The organism is Streptomyces hebeiensis (genome assembly GCF_052983195.1).
Genome location: NZ_CM129812.1, coordinates 2913749 through 2937841 on the forward strand (window position 1 = coordinate 2913749; position 24093 = coordinate 2937841).

Sequence of the window (24093 nt, forward strand, 5' to 3'; positions counted from 1 at the left end):
ATAGTCGAAGGCCCCCTCAGCCCACCAGCCCCCGCGCCATGTCCACCGCCTCCCCCAGCGTGTCCACCACCGGCACCCCCACCGCTTCCAGGCTCTTCCGGCTGTGCGAACCGCCCGTGTAGAGCACCGCCCGCGCCCCCACGTGCGCCGCCGCCACCGCGTCGTCGACCGCGTCGCCGATCACCACGGTCCGCTCGGCGGATATCGCGCCCCCCGCCGCCAGCGCGGCCAGATGGCGCTCCATGTGCTCCGCCTTGCTGCCCCCGGACGGCCCCGTTCGCCCGTCGACCCGGACGAAGTGCTCCTCGATCCCGTACCCCCGCACGACCGGCACCAGCTCCTCGTGCCCGTACATGCTCAGCAGCGACTGGCTGCCGCCGTCCAGCCGCCACCGCGCCAGGAGCTCCCGGACCCCCGCCGTCAGTCCGCACACCGTCCGCCGCGCGATGTAGTGCCGGTGGAAGCACTCGTCCATGACGACCCACTCGGCGTCCGTCGGCAGCCGCCCCATCAGCCGCTCGTAGAAGACGGGCACCGGTACGCAGTACAGCTCGCGGTACCGGTCGAGGGTGATCGGCTCCAGGCCCATCTCCGCGAACGCCGCGTTCGTCGCGCCGATGACGGCCTGGATGTCATCGAGAATCGTGCCGTTCCAGTCCCAGACCAGATGCGTGCTCTGCTTCCCCATGCCGAAAACCGTACCGGCAGGGTCCGACAACGCCCCGGCCGAGCGCTCCGAACGCCGCACACGGCGGGACCGCCATCGCGTCGACGCGCCGCCCCCCGGGGTTGGAGCGGGCGGGGCCGGGCCCGCTCCGGCCGTCAGCCGATCAGCCCCGGAATCTCCTGCACCCCGTACCAGAGCAGCTCGTGGTCCTCCGCTCCGTCCACCGTGAACCGCGCGTCGTCGTCCCCGTGGTCCGCCGCCCCCAGCGCCGCCGCCGCGGCGGCGACGTCCGCCTCAGCCTCGTCGGAGTCGACGTGCACCGCAGCCGCCTTCGACAGGGCGACGGGGGACGCGATCCGCACCTCGCCGAGACCCGCGCCGTCCGGGTCCCCCGGCCCCCGGTCGGGGTCCGCGACCGCCTCGCGGTCCGGCACGTCCGCGGCGACGACCACCCGGCGGCGCCCGGTACCGGGGTCGGCCGCGAGCAGCCGCAGCGACGCGGCGGCCGCCCGGTTCAGCGCCGCGTACTCCAGCTCCTCGATGTCGTCGGAGACGTACCACTCCCGGAGCCCGGGGGTCACGGCGTACGCGGTCAGCGGGCCCGGTCCCAGCTCCCCCGCCGTGTGCGCCTCCGCGAGACGGGACAGGGTCAGGGGAACGTAGACGCGCATGATCAAGCCACTTTCGTCGTCCGGAAGAGCGTCTAAGGATACGTCCGGGGTGTCCCTCTTCGGAGTGACGCTCCACCGCCCTCGGGCGTCCACCCCGTGCCGCCCTCCGCCGGCGCATCGCACCGCTCCCTGCCTGGACACGGGCCCCGCGTTCATCCGGATAGGTGACCCCACGGCAGCCCGGCCACACGGGGCGCGGCCCTTGCGGCCGTCTGTCGGCACACCGTAAAAGATGCCCCACCACAAGTTACTGCCCGGTATCGCGGCCGGGCCGGCAGAACGGGGGCGATCTGCATGAGCACGACCGATTCCACCACTCCCCGCGACACCACGAGAGACCGCGCGGCGGCCAGGACCATCGCCGGTACGAGTACGACGGCACCCGGCGGCGCACCCGGCACAGCACCGCGTCCGGTCTCCACCCGGTCGGCCGGGCCACGGGCCGCCATCGCCCGGCCGGCGACCGGGCCACGCGCCACCGCCAGGCCGCCCGGCCGCCGCGACCAGCGCGGGCCCGGCACCGTACGGCCGCGGCGGCGCCCGCACGGCCCACCGCCGCACGAGCTCTTCGCCGAGCGCCTGCTGGCCGTCCTCAGCGGCCTGCGCCCCGTCCACTGGATGCTCGGCCAGACCATCGGCTCGGCGTACGAACAGCTCGTCCGGCTCGCTCCCGGCACCCCGCTCAGGGCCCGCGGCGCGGTGCCCGTGATCCGTACCTGCCGGGGCTTCCAGCCCCGGCCCGGCGTGATCGAGGCCGCTGCCAGCGTCGCGGCGGGCGAGCAGGTCCGCGCCATGGCGTTCCGGCTGGAGCGGGGCACCGATCTGCGCTGGCGCTGCGCCGCCGTCGAACTGGGCGGCGACCGCGTTCCGGCCCGCGCCGACGCCTGACCGTCCGCACCAAGCGGGCCCGCGGCAGGCGGCACCGCACGCGTACGGGCCGGGACCCGCGCATTCCACGCGCGTCCCGGCCCGTACCACCGGCCCGTACCCGAACCACCGGCCCGTACCCGAACCGAATGACACTCCAACCGGACGACATCAAACGACGACGAGGCCCGGTGACAAGACCGACGACCGGACGGAAGAAGGACGGATGACACGACGGATGCCGGACACCCCTGGCCCGGCCCCGGCCGTAGCGGACCTACTTCTTACGGCGCCGCCCGCCGCTCGCGCCCTTCTGCGCCTTGCGCCGCTCCGCACGCGTCATCCCGTCCGACGAGGACCGCGCGGGCCCCTCCGTGCTCTGGAAGTCGCCCTCGACGACACCGCCCTCACCGTCCACCGTGGGAGCGGAGAAGTGCAGCCGGTCCGGCCGCTGCGGGGCGTCCAGTCCCTTGGCGCGGATCTCCGGCCGGGCAGCGGCACCCGCCGGTACCGCGTCCTCCTTGGCGAGCGAGGGGCGCTCGGCCTCGTCCTGCACCGGGACCTCCTCGACCTGCTGCTCGACCTGGACCTCCAGGTTGAACAGGTAGCCGACGGACTCCTCCTTGATGCCCTCCATCATGGCGTTGAACATGTCGAAGCCCTCGCGCTGGTACTCGACCAGCGGGTCCTTCTGCGCCATGGCGCGCAGACCGATGCCCTCCTGGAGGTAGTCCATCTCGTAGAGGTGCTCGCGCCACTTGCGGTCCAGGACGGACAGCACGACCCGGCGCTCCAGCTCACGCATGATGTCCGAGCCGAGCTGCTTCTCGCGCTCCTCGTACTGCTCGTGGATGTCGTCCTTGACGGACTCGGCGATGAACTCGGCGGTGATACCCGCCCGGTCCCCGGTCGCCTCCTCCAGCTCCTCGACGGTGACCTTCACCGGATAGAGCTGCTTGAACGCGCCCCACAGCCGGTCCAGGTCCCACTCCTCGGCGAAGCCCTCGACGGTCTCGGCCTGGATGTACGCGTCGATCGTGTCGTCCATGAAGTGACGCACCTGCTCGTGCAGGTCCTCGCCCTCCAGCACACGCCGGCGCTCGCCGTAGATGACCTCACGCTGGCGGTTGAGGACCTCGTCGTACTTCAGGACGTTCTTACGGGTCTCGAAGTTCTGCTGCTCGACCTGCGACTGGGCGGAGGCGATGGCGCGCGTCACCATCTTGTTCTCGATCGGGACGTCGTCCGGCACGTTCGCCATGGACATCACGCGCTCGACCATCTGCGCCTTGAACAGCCGCATCAGGTCGTCACCGAGCGACAGGTAGAAGCGGGACTCGCCCGGGTCGCCCTGACGCCCGGAGCGGCCGCGCAGCTGGTTGTCGATGCGGCGCGACTCGTGCCGCTCGGTGCCCAGGACGTAGAGCCCGCCGAGGGCCTTGACCTCCTCGAACTCCGCCTTGACCGCCTGCTCGGCCTTCTCCAGCGCGGCGGGCAGGGCGGCGGCCCACTCCTCCACGTGCTCGACGGGGTCCAGGCCGCGCTGGCGCAGCTCCGCCTCCGCCAGGTCGTCCGGGTTGCCGCCGAGCTTGATGTCCGTACCGCGTCCGGCCATGTTCGTGGCGACCGTGACGGCGCCCTTGCGGCCGGCCTGGGCGACGATCGTCGCCTCCCGGTCGTGCTGCTTGGCGTTGAGCACCTCGTGCTGCACACCGCGCTTGTTGAGCTGCTGCGAGAGGTACTCGGACTTCTCGACCGAGGTCGTGCCGACCAGGATCGGCTGACCCTTCTCGTGCTTCTCCACGATGTCGTCCACGACCGCCGCGAACTTGGCGACCTCGGTCCGGTAGATCAGGTCGGACTGGTCCATGCGCACCATGGGCCGGTTCGTCGGGATCGGCACGACGCCCAGCTTGTAGATCTGGTGGAACTCGGCGGCCTCCGTCATGGCCGTACCGGTCATGCCGGAGAGCTTGCCGTAGAGGCGGAAGAAGTTCTGGAGGGTGATCGTGGCGAGGGTCTGGTTCTCGTCCTTGATGTCCACCCCTTCCTTCGCCTCGATCGCCTGGTGCATGCCCTCGTTGTAGCGGCGGCCGGCGAGGATACGGCCGGTGTGCTCGTCGACGATCATGACTTCGCCGTCGATGACGACGTAGTCCTTGTCCTTCTTGAACAGTTCCTTGGCCTTGATGGCGTTGTTCAGATAACCGACGAGCGGGGTGTTCACCGACTCGTACAGGTTGTCGATGCCCAGCCAGTCCTCGACCTTGGAGACACCGGACTCGTGGATGCCGACCGTGCGCTTCTTCTCGTCGACCTCGTAGTCGCCGGTCTCCTCGATGCCCTTGAGCGGGTTGCCCGCCTCGCCCTTGGTCAGCCGCGTGACGAGCTTGGCGAAGTCCCCGTACCACTTCGTGGCCTGGTCGGCGGGGCCGGAGATGATCAGCGGCGTACGCGCCTCGTCCACGAGGATCGAGTCGACCTCGTCCACGATCGCGTAGTTGTGGCCGCGCTGCACGAGCTCTTCCTGGGACCACGCCATGTTGTCGCGCAGGTAGTCGAAACCGAACTCGTTGTTCGTACCGTACGTGATGTCGCAGCCGTACTGCTCGCGGCGCTGCGCGGGCGACATGTTGGCCAGGATGCAGCCGACCGTCAGCCCCAGGAACTTGTGGACGCGCCCCATCAGCTCGGAGTCGCGCTCCGCCAGGTAGTCGTTCACCGTGATCAGGTGCACGCCCTTGCCGGACAGCGCGTTCAGGTAGGCGGGCAGCGTGCCGACGAGGGTCTTGCCCTCGCCGGTCTTCATCTCGGCGACATAACCGAGGTGCAGCGCCGCACCGCCCATCAGCTGCACGTCGTAGTGGCGCTGGCCCAGGACGCGCTTGGCCGCCTCACGGACGGTCGCGAACGCTTCGGGGAGCAGGTCGTCCAGGCTCTCACCGTCGGCGTACCGTTCCTTGTACTCGGCGGTGAGTGCCTTCAACTCGGCGTCGGAGAGGGAGACGAAATCCTCTTCGATGGAGTTGACCTGGTCCGCGATGCGGTGCAGTTTGCGCAGGATCTTGCCTTCGCCTGCACGCATGAGCTTGTTGAAGACGGACACTGAGGTTGGTCTCCTTGCCGGTCGGGCCTGGCACGTGGGTGGTTGCGGACACGGGCGCGGGCACGGCAGGCGGGCCCCACCGCACCGGCCATCGTAAGCGAGGACATGGCCACGCCGGGAGGGCCGCCACCGAGCGAGCCCGCTGTCACCCACAAGGACAACGCGCGGAACCCCCGGAAGGTGCCGGTGGCCGGGGAAAAGCACTCGTGACGCCGGAATCCGGTCGGCAGAATCCGTTCATGGAGCCTCTCACACTCACCACCGAGCGCCTGCTGCTGCGCCCGCCCGTGGCCTCGGACGTCGATGCCATCCACGCGGCGTGCCAGGACCCCGCCATCCAGCGCTGGACCACCGTCCCTTCCCCGTACGAGCGGGGACACGCGGAGGACTTCGTCGGCCGGATGGTCCCGGACGGCTGGCGCGACGACACGGAGTACGCGCTCGTCGTACAACTCCGTGCCGGCGGGCCGGTGATCGCGGCGCTCAGCCTGCACCACCCCCGGTCCCGGACCTGGGAGATCGGCTACTGGACCGCCAGGGAGCACCGGGGTCGCGGCTATATGACGGAGGCCGTGACGGCGATGTGCCGTTTCGCCTTCACCCGGCTGGGCGCGGTACGGGTCGAATGGCGCGCCGAGGCCGGCAACACGGCTTCGCGCGCCCTCGCGGAGAAGGCGGGCTTCGTGGTGGAGGGGATCCTGCGCGGCGGACTGCTCAACAAGAACACGCTGCGTGACTGCTGGATCGGCGGACTGCTCCCCTCGGACCTCGGTCTGCCGGCCCCCTGGCCGTACCTGCCCGCCCCGGACCGGGAGCGGTCCGCCGAACCGAACGATGCTGAGTGACGACCGCGTCGCATTGTGTCCGGCTCGCGTCGCATGTGTCCGCCCCGACCGGCACCGACCGGCACCGACCGGCACCGACGGACGGTCCGGGACGGGCCTGGGACGGACCCGCTGTCAGTGGCGCCGTCTATCGTGCGGTCCATGACGACTGTGCCTCCCGCCACCGCCGAGCTGTCCGCCGACGAAGCCCGCCGTATCGCGCTGCGCGCCCAGGGATTCCTCGGCGCCCCGGACCGGCGGGGCGGAGTGCGCGGGGTGCTGCGTCACCTCGGCGCGGTCCAGCTCGACACGATCTCGGTGCTCGCCCGGTCGCACGAGCTGATCCCGTACGCGCGGCTGGGCGCCGTCGGCCGCAAGGCGGTCGAGGACGCGTACTGGACACCGCCCGCCGACGGCACAGCACCGCCCCGGCCGCACGCCTTCGAGTACTGGTCGCACGCGGCCTGCATCCTGCCGGTCGAGGAGTGGCCCTACTTCGCGTTCCGCCGACGCGCCTACCGGGCCCGCCCGCACTGGTACCACGAGCTGGCGGACGGCGCGTACGACGCCGTGATCAAGCAGCTGCGCGCGGAAGGTCCGCTGACCGCCACGGAACTGGGCGGCGCGAAGAACGGCGGACCCTGGTGGGACTGGTCCGAGGCGAAGGTCGCCGTCGAGCGCGCGCTGATGTACGGCGAGGTCGTGTGCACGGGGCGGCGCGGCTGGAAGCGCGTCTACGACCTCGCCGAGCGGGCCGTCCCGGCCGAGTTGCTGCACGACGACCTCGACGACACCGAGTGCCTGCGCCGGCTCGTAGGGCTCGCGGGCCAGGCCCTCGGTGTGGGGACCCGCGCCGACATAGCCGACTACCACCGCCTCAAGGGGGAGCAGGTCGACGCGGTGATCTCCGCATCGGGGCTGGTACCCGTGACCGTCCAGGGGTGGGGGAAGCCGGCCTGGGCCGACCCGGAGGCGCTGGCGACCGTCCCGCGTGGCCGGCACCGCACGACCCTGCTGTCCCCCTTCGACTCCCTCATCTGGGAGCGGGCCCGTACGGAGCGGATCTTCGGCTTCACGCACCGGCTGGAGGCGTACGTGCCCAAACCCAAGCGGGTGTACGGCTACTTCGCGATGCCGCTGCTGTCCGGCGGCCGGCTGCTGGGCCGGGTCGACCCGGCCCGCGAGGGCACCACCCTGGTGGCGAAGCAGGTGTCGCTGACCGGGCCGAAGGCCGTGCGCCCCATGGCCCGCGCGCTCCGCGAGGCGGCGGAGTGGGTGGGCTGCTCGGACGTACGGGTGGACCGGATCGACGCCCCGGAACTGCGCGCGCCCCTGGTCGAGGAACTCACCTCGCTCTGAAAGCCCGAGGGAACAGTCGTCCGCCGAATTCGGCTCGAGCGACTGCCGTCATTCGCGAATGCCGCTACTCACGGGGACCGTCATTCGCGGGGACCGTCAGCGGATCTCCAGGATCTTCTCGCGCATCGCGTAGACGACGGCCTCCATCCTGGAGTGCAGCTGGAGCTTCTCCAGGATGTTGCGGACATGGTTCTTGACGGTGTTCTCGGAGATGAACAACTCCTTGGCGATGTCACGGTTGTTCATCCCCGTGGCCACCAGCTTGAGCACCTCCAGCTCCCGGTCGGTCAAGCGCGGGGCGGGGACGAGCCTGCGCTCGTCCGTGCGCTGGATCATCGACTTGAACTCGGTGAGCAGCTTGGCGGCCATGGACGGACTGATCTGTGACTGCCCGTCGGCCACCGCACGGATCGCGGTGGACACCTCGTCGGTGGAGATCTCCTTCAGGAGGTAGCCGGTGGCGCCCGCCTTGATCGCGTCGTAGAGATCGGCCTCCTCGTCGCTGATCGTCAGCATGATGATTTTCGCGCTGGGTGCCACCTCCTTGATGGAGGTGCATGCCTCGATGCCACCGCGCTTGGGCATCCGGACATCCATCAGCACGATGTCCGGCAGCAGGTCCGCGGCCTTGTCCACCGCCTCCGCGCCGTCCCCGGCCTCCCCGACGACCTGGATGTCCTCCTCCTGCGCGAGAACGATCTCGAGCCCGCGCCGGAAGAGCGCGTGATCGTCCACCACCAGGACCCGGATCGGCTCCTTGCGGGAACCGTCCCGCCCGTCCTGGTCCCGCTCGGCATCGGACCGGGCACCGCCGAACGTCCCGTCGGCACCGTCCGCGCGCTGCACCGGTCCGAAGCTGTTCATCGTTCCTCCCCCTGGAGGCCGGGGCCCGAAGGTCATGAGTACTGCCCAACCGCAGTACTCGGGCGAGCCGTTGGCGTGCGCCCCCATGATTTCATGCCGCGAGGGGGAGCGGTGATCCTTGGGGAGAACAGGACGGGCCCCGAAGCGCGCGGGAGCATTCGGGGCACGCGTCCGAGCACGGCTCTCAGCCGCCGAGAGCGCCTCCGGCCCCGCCGGCCTCCGAATCGGCCAGGGGGTCCGTACGGAGGTGGATGACGCCGTAGTCGTAGGCATGGCGCCGGTAGACGACGCTCGGTTCCTTGGTGTCGGAGTCGATGAACAGATAGAAGTCGTGACCGACCAGCTCCATCTCGTAGAGCGCCTGGTCGAGGGTCATGGGCGCGGCGACGTGGTTCTTCTCACGGACCACCAGCGGCCCTTCGCCCTGGACCCGGAGCGAGCCGATCATCGTGGTGGGTACGGCGGCCTCGTCGGGCTGCGGCTCGGGGCTCGCGCCGTTCGCGTTCAACTGGGCCACGCCAGGAACGACATCGGGTACCTCGGCCGCCGACAGCCGCCCGTTTCCACGGCGGTTGTGGCGCTTCTCGTGCTGCTTGCGCAGCCGGGCCTCCAACTTGCCCGTGGCGAGATCGAGTGCCGCGTACGGATCGGCCGCCGCCGCCTCCGCACGGATCACGGGGCCGCGGGAGCGGAGCGTGATCTCCACTCGGTCGCACCGGTCGGCCTGCCGCGGGTTGTGCTCCTTGGACACCTCGACGTCGAGGCTGATCACCTTGCCGTCGAGCTTCTGGATCTTCTCCAGCTTCAGCTTCTCGGCCACGTGCTTGCGGAACCGCTCGGGCACCTCGGTCTTGCGGCCCTTGACGACGATGTCCACGCAGAACTCCGTTCCCGGATCACTCCGCCTCATCGCGGAGTTACTCCCTGTTGCACCAGACCCCAGTCATCTCCGGGGCTTCGGACTTGGCGACTTTCACCTCCTCCTCCCCCGTCGGCAGGCTCCTCATCCCCACGAATTTCGAGGTCTGAAAACGCCGAAGGCAACACCACCGCATTCCACGGGTCACAACATTCCGCCACTCCTCATAACTGAACATAGCCCTCTCGGGCCCGTGCCGACACCCGCTACCGGCACGTACCTCTGTTCAGCTGTTTTCTTCCCTCTCCACTTGGAACGATGCAAGATCCAGGTCAGTTCCGGTTGATTTCGAAGGAGAGCGCCGGCGCCGCCACGACCGCCGCGCTCACCTGTACGCGGGCGGACATCGCCGCCCCGGGCAGCGCCGCCCCGGCAACCTTCCCGGCGACCGCCGGCGAGACGGACGAGGCCACCGGCACCATCGCGGCGCGCAGGGCCCGCGCCGCCTCGGCGAGCGAGGCACCGGTCGTCATGAGGTCGTCCACCAGCACGACCCGGCCGGCCGCCAGCAACCGCGCGCCGCCGACGGGCACCTCCAGCGCGCCGGACAGGTTCACCGCCCGCTGGCGCGCGCCGAGGCCCGACTGGTCCGCCACCGCACGTCGCTGTCTGAGCACCGGCAGCACCCGCCCCGGCCGCCCCGCGCGCCGCAGCTCGGCCGCCGCGGCCAGCGCGATCCGCCGTGCCGCGTCATGACCACGCGCCCCGACCGCGCGCCGGGTGGACGGCACCGGGACCAGCAGCAGCGGCCCCACGCCCGTACCCGGCGGTACGGCCGCCTGCACCGCACCGGCCAGCGCCCGCCCCAGCGGGGCCGCCAGCCCGAGCGCCCCACGCTCCTTGTGCGCCAGCAGCACGGCCCGTACGGCGTCCTCGTACGGCGCGGCCGCGTGGACCACCGGCAGCCCCGCGGGCTCCGGCGCCGGGCGCACCCGGCCCGCCCACGTCCCGTACAGCGCACGACCGCAGTCGTCGCACAACGGTGTCCTGGGACTGCCACAGCCGCCACAGACGGCCGGCAGCACCAGGCCGGTGATCTCCCGCCACCACCCGCGCATGCCAGACACTGTGCCAACGACCGGGCGCCCCGGCCACCCCCTGTGGACAACTTCCCCGGGCGGACAGACCGGGGAGGGTCACGGAACCGACTGCCGAAAGGCATCGGCGGACCGTGGCCGGACAAGGCCGACGAGCCGGAACGCCGCAGGCCGGCGGGGACGAACCCGGTCAGCCGGGCCGGCCGGCACGATCCCCGTCGGCCGGGCCGGCCGGTGGCGGGGACAGTTCCGGTCAGCCCGGATACACCGGTGACGAACCCGTCTCGACCATGGTCTGCCAGTTCGCCCCGCTGGGCAGCCGTACGATCCCGGCGTCCTGGGAATCCGCCACCAGCGGCTGGTTCTCGTCATCCCCCGCCGCGATCGCCGTCACCTGGTTCACGCCGGGCAGCACACCGGACGCCGACGTGGACCCGTCGGTCTGTATGTAGCGCACCTGCTGCACCCCGCCGGCCTCCTTGCCGACCACGACCAGTCGGCTCGGCCCGGCCCACGACATGGCGGTCACCGTCTCCATCTGCGGCGCCGCCGATTGCAGCTCCGCCACCGAGACCACGGGGTCGGTGGCGTCGGCATGCCGCTCCACGCGCCCGATCTGCAGCATGGTACGCCCGTCCTTCGACAGCTGCAGCGCGATCCGCACGCCGTCCGCCGACACCCGCAGCCCCTCGATGCGCGCACCGTCCAGACCCTCGACGGTGACGGTCTGCGGCGTCCCCTTGCCGCCGGCGAATCGCAGCAGGCGCGGCTCGTCGGGGTTCCGGTCCGCGACCCACAGATCGCCGCGCCCGTCCCAGCTGGGTGCCGTCAGCCGGTCGTCCGGCCCGGTGCCATGACTGGACACCAGCGGGTCGCCCAGCTCGCTGTCCGAGAGGATCGACGACACGTACAGCGACTTGCCGTCCCCGGTCACCCCCGCCGCGCGCCTCTCGTCACGCGCCACCCCGACCGCGCCGAGCTTCACGGTCCCGTCGCCGAGCGGCCCGGCCACCGGCGTCGGGCTGCCTGGCTCCTCGTTACCCGCCCGCAGGAGGGCCAGCCGTCCGAGTTCGTCCACGTAGTACGGATCGTCGCCGCGCCCCGTACCACGGTCGGCGGCGAACTCCTCGGCCTGGTCCCCGCTGAGCACACAGAGCGAGGATCCGTCGGCCAGCAGCTCGACCTGCCCGACAGGGGTGGCGGTGAGGTCCCGCAGGGTGAACAGCAGCTGCGCCGCCATCTTCCGGCACTGGGTCCGCCCCGCTTTGGCCGCCTTGCCGTTCAGCGGCACCTTGAGCGCGTTGCGGTCGTCGAACTCCAGCGTTCTGGTGTCCTTCTCCAGCCCCGTGCCCTGGGGGAAGGCCGACTCGACAACCGGCTTCAACCAGTTCGTCGGACCGTCGAGGAGCACCTTCACCGCCTGGGTGACGGGATCCATCCGCGTGGTGGGATCTATCCGCTGCCGGATGTAGACGGGGTCGGCGACGAGCGAGTTCTGCCCCGAGGCGAAGTAGTACTTGTTCACGGAACGGTAGTTCCGCTGGAAGTCCGACTCCCCGAGCACGAGCCCCTGCGGCAGGCTGTCTATCCGCCATTCCTTCTTGCCGTCCGCCACGGTCTGCTGCACGAGGTGGATGGCCTGGTTGTACGTCGCGGGCTCCGCCGGGTGGTAGACGTGGGAGGCGTCCACATCGGCGATCCGGTCGCCGTACAGCGGGTACGTGAGGCCCGGGCCCTGACCACTGGCCGGTTCCTTGGGGCCCGCGGGGTCCGGGGCGGTGCGCAGCACCGTCGTACCGGCCCCCGGCTCCCAGTAGTCCGACGCCGACTTCGTCAGATACTTCCTGGCCATCGCGAAATCCGGGTCGTCACTGGTCATGGCCTCGAGGAAGCCGTTGACGATCTCGTCGGGCTCCGCCTTCTCACGGGGCGGCACGGCATAGACCCGGACCTGCGACTCGCCCGCCGGTGACGCCTTGACCGGCTCCACCTCGCCGCTGTCCGGGACCGAGCCGCAACCGCTCAGCAGCAGCCCCAGCGTTCCCAGCAGCACCGCCGGCGCAGTGGAACGCCGCCTCCGGCCCAGGCCGTACCTACGACCGCGGTCAGCGCCCACGTACCGTGTCCTCCCGATCCGGCGCCCCGTGCCGCTCGTGCTTCTCACGCTTCTCGTCGTCCGTCCCGCTCGCCGCCGTGTCCCGGCCCTCCGGACCGCTCTGCCCGGAGGAATCGCCCGAACGCCGCCCCGACGAGTTCGTGTGGCGCTCCGCGGAGGGGCGCGGCACCACCCGGGCACCGCTGCCGGGCAACGCCGCCGGATCCACGGCCGTCGCCGCGGCCGCGCCGACGGCCGGAGAGGCGGCGCCCGGCAGTACGGGCCGGTCGGGCCGTGGCTGGGCGGGCACACTCGACAGCCGCTGGCCGCCTTCCTTGCGCTCCGGGGCGCCCGCGCGCTCGCGGTTGCGCCGGGAGTCCTCGGGCTCCAGCGGTATGGGCGAGCCGCGCAGCGCCTCGTCCGCCGTACGGGGCAGGGTAAGCCGGAACTGGGAGCCCCCGCCGGGCTCGCCCCAGGCCTGCAGCCAGCCGCCGTGCAGCCGCGCGTCCTCCACGGCGATCGACAGCCCGAGCCCGGTGCCTCCGGTGGTACGCGCCCGGGCGGGATCGGCCCGCCAGAAGCGGTTGAAGACCCGGGTGGCCTCGCCGGGCTTGAGCCCCACCCCGTAGTCGCGCACGGCCACCGCGACCGCCCCGCCCGCCGCACCCATCCGCACGACGACGTCGCGGCCCTCACCGTGCTCGACGGCGTTCACGACCAGGTTGCGCAGCACCCGCTCGACCCGGCGGGCGTCGGCCTCCGCGACCACCGGCTGATCGTCCCCGACGACCCGGATCCGGCTGCCCTTGCGCTCGGCCAGCGGCTCGGCGCCGCCGATCACCCGCCGTACCACGTCCCGCAGGTCTATCGGCTCGGCCTCCAGCGCCGCCGCCCCCGCGTCGAACCGGCTGATCTCCAGCAGGTCCGACAGGAGCGACTCGAAACGGTCGAGCTGGTCCCCGAGCAGCTCCGCCGACCGCGCCGTCACCGGATCGAAGTCACCGCGTGCCTCGTGGATGACGTCGGCGGCCATCCGTACGGTCGTCAGCGGCGTGCGCAGTTCGTGCGAGACGTCGGAGACGAAGCGCCGCTGCATCCGGGAGAGCTCCTCCAGCTGCTGGATCTTGAGCTGGAGGTTCTGCGCCATCTTGTTGAACGCTTCACCGAGCCGGGCGATGTCGTCCTCGCCGGTGACCTTCATCCGCTCCTGGAGCCGGCCGGTCGAGAGCCGCTCCGCGATCCCGGCGGCCATCCGTACGGGCGTCACGACCTGCCGCACCACCAGCCAGGCGATGGCCCCGAGCAGGACGACGACGAACAGCCCCGCCGTCGCGATCGTCCCGTTGACCAGGTTGAGCGACTGCTGCTCCTGGGTCAGCGGGAAGAGGTAGTAGAGCTCGTAGGCGTTGCCGTCGATGTCGTTCAGCCGCTTGCCGATGATCAGCCCCGGCTCCGGCTCACGGACCTCGGTCGCACCGGTATAACTGATCTTGGCGTACGTCTGGTACACCCCGGTGCCCTGGGCCACCGCACTCCGCAGATCGGCGGGAACGCTGGAGAAATCCACCCCGCCCGAGACCCGGGGCGCCCTGCTCGTGGAGGCCACGTCCTGCGTGTCCGTGCTCAGCGCCACCACGTTGAACGCCCCGGGGCCGCCACTGGCGAGCTGTTCCACCAGGTCGGACCGCCAGTTGACCGAGTTCTGCGTCTTCCCGCCGCCCGAGTCGCCGTCGCGGCCACCGATCGCGGCCGGCGCGTCGGCCTTCTCCTTCGCCACGGTGAACCCACCGGCCGCCTGGCTCTGTGCCGCCTTCTCCTTGGCCTCGAGCAGGCCGTTGCGCACCTGCCCGATGACAACGATCCCCAGCAACAGCACCACGCCGAGCGACATCAGCAGCGTGGTCACGACCACCCGCAACTGGATGTTGCGCCGCCACAACCGGACGGCCGGCAGCAGCGGGCGCCTCACCCAGCGCACCAGCAGCCGCAGCACCGGCCCGCCCGGCGAGCCGTCCTGGAGCAACCGACCGCTGCGCACCAGCCGGGCGAACCACACGAACGCACGCCCCGGCCCGGCGGCCCGCCCCATGCGACCCCCTTGCTTCCCGGACTTGGTCGCAGCGCCGCCGCCGGTCATGTCAGCTCGGTCCTGCCTTGTACCCGACACCGCGGACGGTCACCACGATCTCCGGCCGCTCGGGATCCTTCTCGACCTTGGACCGCAGCCGCTGGACATGCACATTGACCAGCCGGGTGTCCGCGGCGTGCCGGTAGCCCCACACCTGCTCCAGGAGCACCTCACGGGTGAACACCTGCCACGGCTTGCGCGCCAGCGCCACCAGCAGATCGAACTCCAGCGGGGTCAGGGCGATGGACTGCCCGTCCCGCTTCACCGAGTGCCCCGCGACATCGATGACCAGGTCACCTATGACCAGTTGTTCCGGCGCGGGCTCCTCCGACCTGCGCAGCCGCGCCCTGATCCGGGCCACCAGTTCCTTGGGCTTGAACGGCTTGACGATGTAGTCGTCGGCGCCGGACTCCAGGCCGACCACCACATCGACCGTGTCGCTCTTGGCTGTCAGCATGACGACCGGAACCCCGGACTCGGCCCTGATGAGCCGGCACACCTCGATACCGTCCCGTCCGGGCAGCATGAGATCCAGCAGCACCAGATCCGGCTTCGTCTCCCGGAAGGCGGCCAGCGCCTTGTCCCCGTCCGCTACGAACGAGGGCTCGAAACCTTCACCACGGAGCACAATCCCGAGCATCTCGGCCAGTGCGGTGTCGTCATCGACGACAAGGACACGTCCCTTCATACCGACATCATCCCATTAGCTCATCGTTACCTTGGCGTGACCTGACACACAGCTGCGCGATCCCGTCCCTGGTCACCGGGGACAGCACGCCACGTTCGGTGACGACGGCCGTCACCAGTTCCGGGGGTGTGATGTCGAAAGCCGGGTTGTACGCCTGCGATCCCAACGGCGCCACCGGCACCCCGCCTCCCTTCTCCGCTCCCGCCACCGCCGCCTGCGGCACCATGAGCTCCGTCACCTCCTGTCCCGGCCGCTGTTCCACCTCGATCGCCGCGCCGTCCGGCGTGTCCAGGTCAACCGTCGTGGTCGGGGCGACCACGACGAACGGCACATGGTGGTACTTGGCCAGCACGGCCAGCGGATAACTCCCCACCTTGTTGGCCACCGAGCCATCGGCGGCGATCCGGTCCGCCCCTATCAGGACGGCGTCCACCTCCCCCGCCGCGAACAGCGAGCCGGCGGCATTGTCCGTGAGCACCGTGTACGCCATCCCGCTACGGGCCGCCTCGTACGCCGTCAGCCGGGCGCCCTGGAGCAGGGGACGGGTCTCGTCCACCCACAGGCGCCGCAGCCGGCCGGCCCGGTGGGCGGACAGCGCCACGGCGAACGCGGTGCCCTCCCCACCCGAGACGAGCGCTCCGGTGTTGCAGTGCGTCAGGATCCGGTGGCCGCCACCCGGCAGCAGCTCATCGAGGAGACTAAGCCCAAGGGCCGCCATCCGCGCACTGGCCTCCGCATCCTCCCGGTGCAACGCCCTCGCCTCAGCCAGCGCGGCGGCCGCCGCCCGCGCCAGGTCCGCGTCCGCTCCCAGAGCGGCCCGGTAGGCGTCCCTCGCCCGCCGCACCCCGTAACCGAGGTTCACCGCGGTGGGCCGCGCCCCTGCCAACTGCTCCGCCGCGTCCTCCACGTCGTAGCCGCGTACGGCGGCGAGTGCCACCCCGTACGCGCCGGCGATGCCCAGCAAGGGCGCTCCCCGCACCGCCAGCTCCCGGATCGCCCGCACCAGCGCGGGCACATCGGTGCAGACCCGTTCGGCTTCCTCGCCAGGAAGCCTGGTCTGGTCGAGAAGTGCCAGGACGGGCCCTTCCGGCGGCTCGTCCCAGCGGATCGAAGGCAGCATGGACGGCTCCGCGCCGACCGCGATTCGTGCGCTCTGCTCAGACATCCGCTCAGTCTGCCCGCTGCCACACGGACAATGAAGGTCAGCGCGACGGCGAGTAGGAGACCAAGAAGGAGACGCAGCCCCCGGTCCACCGGAACGCGGCGCGTGGCACGATGGCAACCGGGCCGCCGCCCCACCCCGCGGCAAGGCACCGACGAAACGCCGGCTCGCCGAGCCGGCCCCGCAGAGAAGCCACGAGGTGGACGACCGTGAACGACACTCCGGGCTGGGCCTCGCCCGGATCCGCCCCGTCCGACGGCCAGGACGCCACCGTGCCCCGGCCCTCCGAGCCCGCCGATGGCGGCGGCGCCTCTTCGAAGTGGTCCGCCGCCCAGCCGCCGGCCGGTCAGTGGTCGCCGCCCAGCGGCCCCGACGGCACCCCTGCCCCCGCGCCCGGACCGGCCGCGGGCTGGGGCGGCCCGTCCCACACCAGCGGGCCCGGCCACAACGGACCGCACCACGGCTGGGGAGCGCCCCCCGCCGCCAAGCCCGGCGTGATCCCGCTCCGCCCGCTCGGTATCGGTGAGATTCTGGATGGCGCCGTCTCCACCCTGCGCGCCCACTGGCGCGCGGTGCTCAGCGTCACCCTCGTGGTCGCCGTCGTCTCCCAGATCGGCGACATCCTCGTCCAGCGCTACCTCCTGCCCGCGCCGGTAGAGGTCGACCCGAACGCGAGCCCGTCGGAAGCCCTCGACCAGGCGGCCGACTCCGCCAAGGCGAGCCTGGTCGCGCTGGCCCCCTCGCTGGCCATCACGCTGATCGGCACCCTCTTCACCACGGCGGTCCTCACCGTGGTGATCAGCCGCTCGGTGCTCGGACGCCCCGTCACCCTCTCCGACGCCTGGCGCGAGGCCCGGCCCCGTCTTCCCCAACTCCTCGGTCTCACACTGCTGTTGCCACTGATCAGCGTGGCCATCACCATGGTCGGCATCGGCCCCGGACTGTTGATCGGATCGGCCGGGGGCGTCGCCCTCGCCTTCCTCGGGGGCACGGCCGCCGTCGTCGTGGCCATCTGGCTGATGATCCGTTTCAGCCTCGCCTCCCCCGCGCTCATGCTGGAGCGCCAGGGCGTCATCGCCTCCATGCGCCGGTCCGCCAAACTGGTGCACAACGCCTGGTGGCGCGTCTTCGGCGTCCAGGCCATCACCCTCCTGCTGACCTTCCTCGTCTCCCTGGTCATCGGCATCCCCTTCGGGATCATCGCCATGGCGGTGGACGGTGACGGTCTCGGCGGACTGCTCTCCGGCAGCAGCCCGGAATTCGGCTGGCCGTACCTGATCATCAGCGGCATCGGCGCGGTCATCGCGTCGGCGATCACCTACCCGATCTCCGCCGGCGTGATCGCCCTGCTCTACGTGGACCAGCGCATCCGCCGCGAGGCTCTCGACCTGGAACTGGCCCGGGCCGCGGGCGTCCCCGGTTACGGACCCGACCGTCCCGGCCACGGTCCGACCGGAGGCTGATGCGGTGTTCACCCCGGGGGGAGCCATGGCGCGAAGGCTGATCCGCGTCAGCGACGACATACCGCTCGACACACCCCGGGTTCCCGCCCGCGAGGCGGCGGAACGCGAGCTGACCAAGCCGATGTACCACGAGAACGACCCCAACCTCCTCCGGCGTGCGATCGACCGCTTCTGGGAATGGGTCGGTGAACTCTTCGACTCCGCCTCCGGCATCGCTCCCGGCGGCCCACTCGGCCTCCTGGTCATCGCCGCACTCGTCGTGGCTCTCGGCGCGGCGCTCTGGTGGCGTCTGGGCACCCCCCGCCGACCGGCCGGGCGGCGGACGGAGCTCTTCGACCAGGCCCCCCGCAGCGCGGCGGAACACCGCGCCGCCGCCGACACCCACGCCGCCACCGGCCGCTGGGCCCAGGCGGTCCAGGAGCGAATGCGCGCCATCGTCCGCTCCCTGGAGGAGCGTGCCTTGCTCGACCCGCGCCCTGGCCGCACCGCCGACGAAGCCGCGTCCGAAGCCGGCCGCGCACTCCCCGACCACGCGGACCGACTGCGCGCCGCCGCCGGGGAATTCGGTGCCATCACGTACGGAGGCCGTGCCGCCGACGAACGGACGTACCTGCGCCTGCGAGACCTCGACGTCGACCTGGAACGAGCCACACCGCGACTGAGCACCGTGTCCGGAGGAATCGCCACGTGACCTCCGCCACCAGTCCCACCTCGCTCGCCCGCACCCCCCGCCAGATCTGGACCCGGGGCCGCGGCCTGCTCGTCGCCTTCCTCATCCTGCTGACGGCCGGAATCACGATGGCCGCCCTCCGCTCCGGAGACCAGCACGGCCGTCTCGACCCGCGCTCCGCCGACCGGTACGGCAGCCGCGCCGCCGCCGAACTGCTCAAGAGCAGGGGGGTCTCGGTCGACATCGCCGGCACATTGGACGAGGCCACCGCCGCTGCGGGCCCCAACACCACACTGCTGGTCACCGATCCGGACCTGCTCACCCCCCGCCAACAGCGCACCCTGCACGCCGCGACTGCCCCCTCGGGCGGCCGGACCATCCTGCTCGGCGCCGGCGCCCCTTCCATCAGCGAGCTGGCCCCCGGTGTCCGTACCGACCTCCCCGCCCCGGTCGGCGTTCTGTCCCCCGAATGCTCCCTGCCCGCCGCCCAACGGGCCGGGAAGGCCGAACTCGGCGGCGAACGGTACGTCACACGGCTCGCCGGTGCCGACGCCTGCTACCGGAACGACGGCGCGCCGACCCTGCTCAGAATCCAGCACCCCGCGCCCGCCGCGGACAACGGCTCCGGCACGGAATCCGGCGACACCGTCCTGCTCGGCTCGCCGGACCTGCTGTACAACGACCGTCTCGACGAACAGGGCAACGCCTCCCTCGCCCTGCAACTCCTCGGCTCCCGACCTCATCTCGTCTGGTACCTCCCCTCGTTGACTGACGCCTCCGCGATCGAAGGCGGTGACGGCGGTGGGAACAGCGGCGAGAGCCGCTTCCTCGAACTCATTCCGTCCGGCTGGCTCTGGGGCGCCTTCCAGCTCTTCCTGGCAGCCGTACTCGCCGCGGTCTGGCGCGCACGCCGACTCGGCCCCCTCGTACCCGAACGGCTCCCCGTCGCCATCAGGGCATCGGAGTCGGCCGAGGGCCGCGCCCGTCTCTACCGCAAGACGAACGCGCGCGACCGCGCCGCCACGGTCCTGCGCTCGGCCGCCCGCGACCGTCTCGCCTCCCTCCTGGCAGTGCCTCCCACCGAGGCCCACCGCCCCGACGCCCTGCTCCCGGCGCTCTCCGCCCGACTCCCCACCACCGAGAGGGACCTGAGCGACGTGCTCTTCGGCCCGACGCCGTCCGACGACGCCGCCCTCATCAGCCTGGTGGACCAACTCGACGCCCTCGAAAGAGAGGTACGCACCTCATGACCGCCCCGACCACACAGCCCGCTGAGAACTCGGACGACGCCCGTGCTTCCCTGGAGGCGCTGCGTACCGAGATCGCCAAGGCGGTGGTCGGCCAGGACCCCGCCGTCACCGGGCTCGTCGTCGCTCTTCTCTGCCGTGGCCACGTTCTCCTCGAAGGAATCCCCGGTGTCGCCAAGACCCTTCTGGTGCGGGCTCTCGCCGCGTCTCTCGAACTCGACACGAAGCGCGTCCAGTTCACGCCGGACCTGATGCCCGGCGACATCACCGGATCCCTCGTCTACGACGCCAGGACCGCCGAGTTCTCCTTCCAGCCCGGCCCCGTGTTCACCCATCTCCTGCTGGCCGACGAAATCAACCGCACGCCGCCCAAGACACAGTCAGCGCTTCTCGAAGCGATGGAGGAACGGCAGGTCACGGTCGACGGCACGCCGCGCTCGCTACCCGACCCGTTCCTGGTCGCCGCCACCCAGAACCCGGTCGAGTACGAGGGCACTTACCCCCTTCCCGAAGCCCAGCTCGACCGCTTCCTCCTCAAACTGACCGTGCCCCTGCCCACCCGCGAAGACGAGATCAATGTGCTGACGCGGCATGCCGAAGGCTTCAACCCACGCGATCTTCAGGCAGCGGGGGTACGGCCCGTCGCGGGGCCCGCCGACCTGGAATCCGCACGCGCGGCCGTCGCGCGCACCTCTGTCTCGCCCGAGATCGCGGGCTATGTCGTCGATATCTGCCGTGCCACTCGTGAATCCCCCTCGCTCACTCTCGGCGTCTCACCGCGAGGCGCCACCGCCCTGCTCTCCACCGCGCGCGCCTGGGCCTGGCTCACCGGTCGCGACTATGTCATCCCCGACGACGTGAAGGCGCTGGCGCTCCCCACCCTCCGCCACCGCGTCCACCTGCGCCCCGAGGCCGAGATGGAAGGAGTCACCGCGGACTCCGTCATCACCGCGATACTCGCCCATGTCCCCGTTCCGCGCTGATGCGGTGAACGACCATGGCCCTCACCGGACGCACCGCGCTTCTCGCCGCTCTTGGCACTCTCCCCGTCGGCATCCTCGACCCCAGCTGGGTCGGGCTCCTTGCCGTCAACGCCCCGCTCGCCCTAGCAATTCTGTACGACTACGCCTTGGCCGCACCAGTCCGAAAGCTCCGATTCACCCGAAGCGGTGACACGTCAGTTCGACTGGGTGACGAGGCCGAGGTCCACCTCACCGTCACCAATACGTCGAGCCGACCGCTGCGCGCCCAGCTCCGTGACGCCTGGCCCCCCAGCAGCTGGCCGACCCCGGCCCAGCAGGCTCCCCAGGCTCATCAGGCCTCGTCCCGGCACAAGACGACCGTGCCCGCCGGAGAACGCCGCAGGATCACCACGCTCCTCCGTCCCACGCGCCGTGGCGACCGGCACGCGGCACGCGTCACGGTCCGCTCGTTCGGACCGCTGGGCTTGGCGGCCCGGCAAGGCAGCCACGATGTGCCCTGGACCGTGCGGGTCCTGCCACCGTTCACCAGCCGTAAGCACCTGCCGTCCAAACTCGCCCGACTTCGCGAGCTCGACGGCCGTACGAGCGTGCTGACACGCGGCGAGGGAACAGAGTTCGACAGTCTGCGGGATTACGTGCCGGGCGACGACACACGCAGCATCGACTGGCGGGCCACGGCGCGCCAGTCCGGTCTCGCCGTACGGACCTGGCGCCCCGAACGCGACCGCCACATCCTGGTCGTGCTCGACACCGGCCGCACCTCAGCCGGACGGGTCGGCGACGTGCCACGCCTCGACGCGGCCATGGACGCCACGCTTCTCCTCACCGCTCTCGCCACCCGCGCCGGCGACCGAGTGGACCTCCTCGCCTACGACCGGCGCATCCGCGCCCACGTCCAGGGCCGTTCGGCGAGCGATGTGCTGCCCGCCATGGTCAACGCGTTCGCCCCGCTCGAACCGGCGCTGATCGAGACGGACGCCCGCGGCCTCGGCGCGACCACGCTCGGACACGCGCGGCGCCGATCGCTCGTCGTCCTTCTCACAAGTCTCGAGGCGGCTCCCGTCGAGGAGGGGCTGCTGCCTGTCCTTCCGCGACTCACCCAGCGCCACACCGTCCTGGTCGCCTCGGTCGCCGACCCCTACATCGAGGAAATGAGCGCGGGACGAGGCACAGTGGACGCCGTCTACGGGGCAGCGGCAGGGGCACAAGCACAGAGTCAGCGGCGCCGGACGGCAGAACAGTTGCAGCGCCACGGAGTCACCGTCGTGGACACCGTTCCGGACAAGCTCGCTCCTGCCCTGGCTGACGCATATCTCGCACTCAAAGCTGCCGGGCGCCTCTGAGGGTTACGTGGAACCGCCGACGGCTGACGTGCACCCGGCGCAGCCCACGGCGTGATCAACAGAGGTGGCGTCCAACTACTGCCCTCTGGAAAGAAGCAGCCGGACGGCCGGCGGAAGCGTCGCCGGGACGGGGTTCGCCTGGAACGACTGGATCATCAGGGCCGCGAAGCGACGCGACGCCGCCACCCTCATCTCGGGTGACTCGGCGCGAATGCCTTCGTTCGCCATCAGCGCCAAGCTGATGTCCTCCAGTACGAAATCCCGCCGCAACAGCCCCGCTACCTTCGCACGTCGCACCAGCTCGAGCAGCAGTCGCAGCGTGCGATCGCGGTCCGCGGCGAAGTCAGCCGCTTGCGGAAGCTCCGAGGTGAACGCGCGGGCGAAGCCTCGGTCGAGGGCGTGCATCTCCATGAGCTTCTCGATCACCAGACAGAACCCGTCCCACGGGTCGGCCGCCGACACCCCTTCCTCCACGATCGCGGAGCAACTGGCCATCTGCTCGGCGAAAGCCTCGCTCAGCAGCACTTCTTTGGTATGGAAGTGCCTGTAGACGGTTGCGACACCGACCTCAGCGCGCCGGGCGATCTCCCGGATCGGCACATCGAGACCCTCAGCGGCGAAGGCCAGGCGGGCGACCGCGAGGATACGCGCACGATTGTCGCGGGCGTCCGACCGTAGCTTCGCTACCACTTGTGTCGTCACCTCTCTCACTTTAGCCAAACGGACGGGGTGCTCCGTTACCGTCGGTCCGCATGAGAGCCGTTCAATTCACCGAGTACGGTCCGCCCAACGTTGTTCACGTCGCCGAGATGGAGGCTCCGAACGCCGGACGGAACGAGGTCCGTATCGCCGTAAGAGCATCCGGCGTGTCACCCGGCGAGATGCGCATTCGCTCCGGGGCGCTACGTGACGTGGTGCCCATGACGTTCCCGTATCGGACCGGATTCGACGCCGCGGGTGTCGCGGACCAGGTCGGCGACGACGTCACAGGCGTGGCCATGGGCGACGAGGTGTTCGGTATGACCAGTCCGGTCGCGCGTGGAGCCAATGCCGACTTCGCGGTCCTGACCGCCTGGGCGCCCAAGCCGGCCGGGTGGAGTTGGGAGGAAGCGGGCGGCGCGGCAGGCGGCGTCGAGACCGCCACACGGGTCCTCGACCGACTCTCCGTCGGCGTCGGGCACACCGTGCTGGTGCAGGGCGCCGCCGGTGGGGTGGGCACCATCGCCGTCCAGCTCGCGGTCGCCCGCGGCGCCACCGTCATCGGTACGGCGAGCCAGCACAACCACGACTTCCTTCGTTCCCTCGGAGCAGAGCCGACGACGTACGGGACGGGTCTCGTCGAAAGGATCCGCGCGATGGCACCGGCCGGGGTGGACGCGGTGTTCGACTGTGCCGGAGGATCGCTGCCGGACCTCGTCGCCATTGCCGGCGGCACAGCGCGTGTGGTGACGATCGCCGACCTCAACGCGGCGGCCCACGGCGTGCACTTGTCCCACGGAACACCGGCCGACGAAACGAGCGCGGCGGTGGGAATTCTCGCCGACCCGCTGGCCCTGCACGGCCTCACGAACGCGGTCAGGCTCGCAGGCGAGGGCCGACTACGGGTGCCGATCGCTGCGGCCTTCCCTCTCACAGAGGCTGCGGCGGCGCATGAACTCAGCGAGAGCCGCCACGCGCGCGGAAAGATTGTTCTGGTGCACTGATCGGGCAGGATGTCGGCCGACGAGCCGGGTACCGTGCCGTCCCGTGAACGCAGGTATGCCCCGTATTGAAGAAACCTGGTTTCTTCAATACGGGGCATACCCACAACAATTGTTCGGCGGCGTCCTACTCTCCCACAGGGTCCCCCCTGCAGTACCATCGGCGCTGAAAGGCTTAGCTTCCGGGTTCGGAATGTAACCGGGCGTTTCCCTCACGCAATAACCACCGAAACACTATGAAGATAACAACCACCGGAAAACAACACGGCCGTTCGTTACTTCAGAACTAACACAGTGGAC

At 70.9% G+C, this 24093-nt stretch carries 20 protein-coding genes and 1 rRNA gene; 9 read left to right on the forward strand and 12 right to left on the reverse strand.

What is annotated here, in order from left to right; all coding sequences use genetic code 11:
- Positions 1-16: 16 nt before the first annotated feature.
- Positions 17-688 carry an HAD family hydrolase gene (locus tag ACU6P3_RS12605; RefSeq protein WP_352088916.1) on the reverse strand — a complete coding sequence of 224 codons (672 nt, stop codon included), beginning with the start codon at positions 686-688 and terminating at the stop codon, positions 17-19.
- Between the two features lie 134 nt (positions 689-822).
- Positions 823-1338 carry a DUF6912 family protein gene (locus tag ACU6P3_RS12610; protein WP_030749038.1) on the reverse strand — a complete coding sequence of 172 codons (516 nt, stop codon included), beginning with the start codon at positions 1336-1338 and terminating at the stop codon, positions 823-825.
- Positions 1339-1785: 447 nt separating this feature from the next.
- Here ACU6P3_RS12610 and ACU6P3_RS12615 point away from each other — a divergent pair, with 447 nt between their 5' ends.
- On the forward strand, positions 1786-2226 hold the full coding sequence (locus tag ACU6P3_RS12615; protein WP_447197867.1) for an Rv3235 family protein: 441 nt from the start codon (positions 1786-1788) through the stop codon (positions 2224-2226).
- A gap of 256 nt (positions 2227-2482) precedes the next feature.
- Here ACU6P3_RS12615 and secA read toward each other — a convergent pair whose 3' ends face one another.
- A complete protein-coding gene (gene secA, locus ACU6P3_RS12620; protein ID WP_344284180.1) occupies positions 2483-5311 on the reverse strand; it encodes a preprotein translocase subunit SecA in 2829 nt (942 codons plus the stop codon).
- A 239-nt stretch (positions 5312-5550) separates the two neighbouring features.
- Between secA and ACU6P3_RS12625 the strand changes: the two genes are divergently transcribed.
- Together ACU6P3_RS12625 and ACU6P3_RS12630 are read left to right on the forward strand one after the other, a co-directional pair.
- Complete coding sequence (locus ACU6P3_RS12625; RefSeq protein WP_447197213.1) at positions 5551-6156, forward strand: GNAT family N-acetyltransferase; 606 nt, start codon at positions 5551-5553, stop codon at positions 6154-6156.
- Positions 6157-6297: 141 nt separating this feature from the next.
- Positions 6298-7494: a winged helix-turn-helix domain-containing protein gene (locus ACU6P3_RS12630; RefSeq protein ID WP_447197214.1), complete on the forward strand. Its 1197-nt coding sequence runs from the start codon at positions 6298-6300 to the stop codon at positions 7492-7494.
- Positions 7495-7590: 96 nt separating this feature from the next.
- Here the strand turns inward: ACU6P3_RS12630 and ACU6P3_RS12635 are convergent, their stop codons facing one another.
- The 7 genes from ACU6P3_RS12635 to mtnA all read right to left on the reverse strand — a co-directional run bounded on the left by ACU6P3_RS12635 (position 7591) and on the right by mtnA (position 16390).
- Positions 7591-8358: a response regulator gene (locus tag ACU6P3_RS12635; protein WP_030749053.1), complete on the reverse strand. Its 768-nt coding sequence runs from the start codon at positions 8356-8358 to the stop codon at positions 7591-7593.
- Between the two features lie 184 nt (positions 8359-8542).
- Positions 8543-9235 (reverse strand): ribosome hibernation-promoting factor, HPF/YfiA family, encoded by a 693-nt coding sequence (gene hpf / locus ACU6P3_RS12640; protein WP_425574220.1) that lies wholly within the window; start codon positions 9233-9235, stop codon positions 8543-8545.
- Positions 9236-9549: 314 nt separating this feature from the next.
- The gene (locus ACU6P3_RS12645) at positions 9550-10335 is read right to left on the reverse strand and encodes a ComF family protein (RefSeq protein ID WP_447197215.1); all 786 of its coding nucleotides are present in this window, start codon (positions 10333-10335) and stop codon (positions 9550-9552) included.
- Between the two features lie 232 nt (positions 10336-10567).
- Positions 10568-12430: an LpqB family beta-propeller domain-containing protein gene (locus ACU6P3_RS12650; protein ID WP_447197216.1), complete on the reverse strand. Its 1863-nt coding sequence runs from the start codon at positions 12428-12430 to the stop codon at positions 10568-10570.
- Positions 12420-14546, reverse strand: coding sequence for an MtrAB system histidine kinase MtrB (gene mtrB / locus ACU6P3_RS12655; protein ID WP_447197217.1), 2127 nt, complete (start codon positions 14544-14546; stop codon positions 12420-12422). Before mtrB ends, ACU6P3_RS12650 begins: the two co-directional genes overlap by 11 nt.
- A 1-nt stretch (position 14547) precedes the next feature.
- The gene (gene mtrA, locus ACU6P3_RS12660; RefSeq protein WP_030749068.1) at positions 14548-15225 is read right to left on the reverse strand and encodes a two-component system response regulator MtrA; all 678 of its coding nucleotides are present in this window, start codon (positions 15223-15225) and stop codon (positions 14548-14550) included.
- A 7-nt stretch (positions 15226-15232) separates the two neighbouring features.
- Positions 15233-16390: an S-methyl-5-thioribose-1-phosphate isomerase gene (mtnA, locus tag ACU6P3_RS12665; protein ID WP_447197218.1), complete on the reverse strand. Its 1158-nt coding sequence runs from the start codon at positions 16388-16390 to the stop codon at positions 15233-15235.
- A 206-nt stretch (positions 16391-16596) separates the two neighbouring features.
- Here mtnA and ACU6P3_RS12670 point away from each other — a divergent pair, with 206 nt between their 5' ends.
- The 5 genes from ACU6P3_RS12670 to ACU6P3_RS12690 are packed head-to-tail and all read left to right on the forward strand — an operon-like array spanning position 16597 to position 22093.
- Positions 16597-17850, forward strand: a complete 1254-nt coding sequence (locus ACU6P3_RS12670; protein WP_447197219.1) for a DUF7847 domain-containing protein — start codon at positions 16597-16599, stop codon at positions 17848-17850.
- A gap of 25 nt (positions 17851-17875) precedes the next feature.
- Positions 17876-18541 (forward strand): DUF4129 domain-containing protein, encoded by a 666-nt coding sequence (locus ACU6P3_RS12675; RefSeq protein ID WP_447197220.1) that lies wholly within the window; start codon positions 17876-17878, stop codon positions 18539-18541.
- A complete protein-coding gene (locus ACU6P3_RS12680) occupies positions 18538-19770 on the forward strand; it encodes a DUF4350 domain-containing protein (protein ID WP_447197221.1) in 1233 nt (410 codons plus the stop codon). Before ACU6P3_RS12675 ends, ACU6P3_RS12680 begins: the two co-directional genes overlap by 4 nt.
- On the forward strand, positions 19767-20750 hold the full coding sequence (locus ACU6P3_RS12685; RefSeq protein ID WP_447197222.1) for an AAA family ATPase: 984 nt from the start codon (positions 19767-19769) through the stop codon (positions 20748-20750). The genes ACU6P3_RS12680 and ACU6P3_RS12685 overlap by 4 nt, the downstream gene beginning before the upstream one ends.
- 14 nt (positions 20751-20764) lie before the next feature.
- Complete coding sequence (locus ACU6P3_RS12690) at positions 20765-22093, forward strand: DUF58 domain-containing protein (protein WP_447197223.1); 1329 nt, start codon at positions 20765-20767, stop codon at positions 22091-22093.
- A gap of 75 nt (positions 22094-22168) precedes the next feature.
- On the opposite strand, the gene ACU6P3_RS12695 is transcribed toward ACU6P3_RS12690, so the two are convergent.
- Positions 22169-22795 (reverse strand): TetR/AcrR family transcriptional regulator, encoded by a 627-nt coding sequence (locus ACU6P3_RS12695; protein ID WP_447197224.1) that lies wholly within the window; start codon positions 22793-22795, stop codon positions 22169-22171.
- Between the two features lie 50 nt (positions 22796-22845).
- Here ACU6P3_RS12695 and ACU6P3_RS12700 point away from each other — a divergent pair, with 50 nt between their 5' ends.
- The gene (locus tag ACU6P3_RS12700; RefSeq protein WP_447197225.1) at positions 22846-23796 is read left to right on the forward strand and encodes an NADP-dependent oxidoreductase; all 951 of its coding nucleotides are present in this window, start codon (positions 22846-22848) and stop codon (positions 23794-23796) included.
- Positions 23797-23907: 111 nt separating this feature from the next.
- Here the strand turns inward: ACU6P3_RS12700 and rrf are convergent.
- Positions 23908-24024 (reverse strand): 5S ribosomal RNA (rrf, locus tag ACU6P3_RS12705).
- Positions 24025-24093 lie beyond the last annotated feature (69 nt).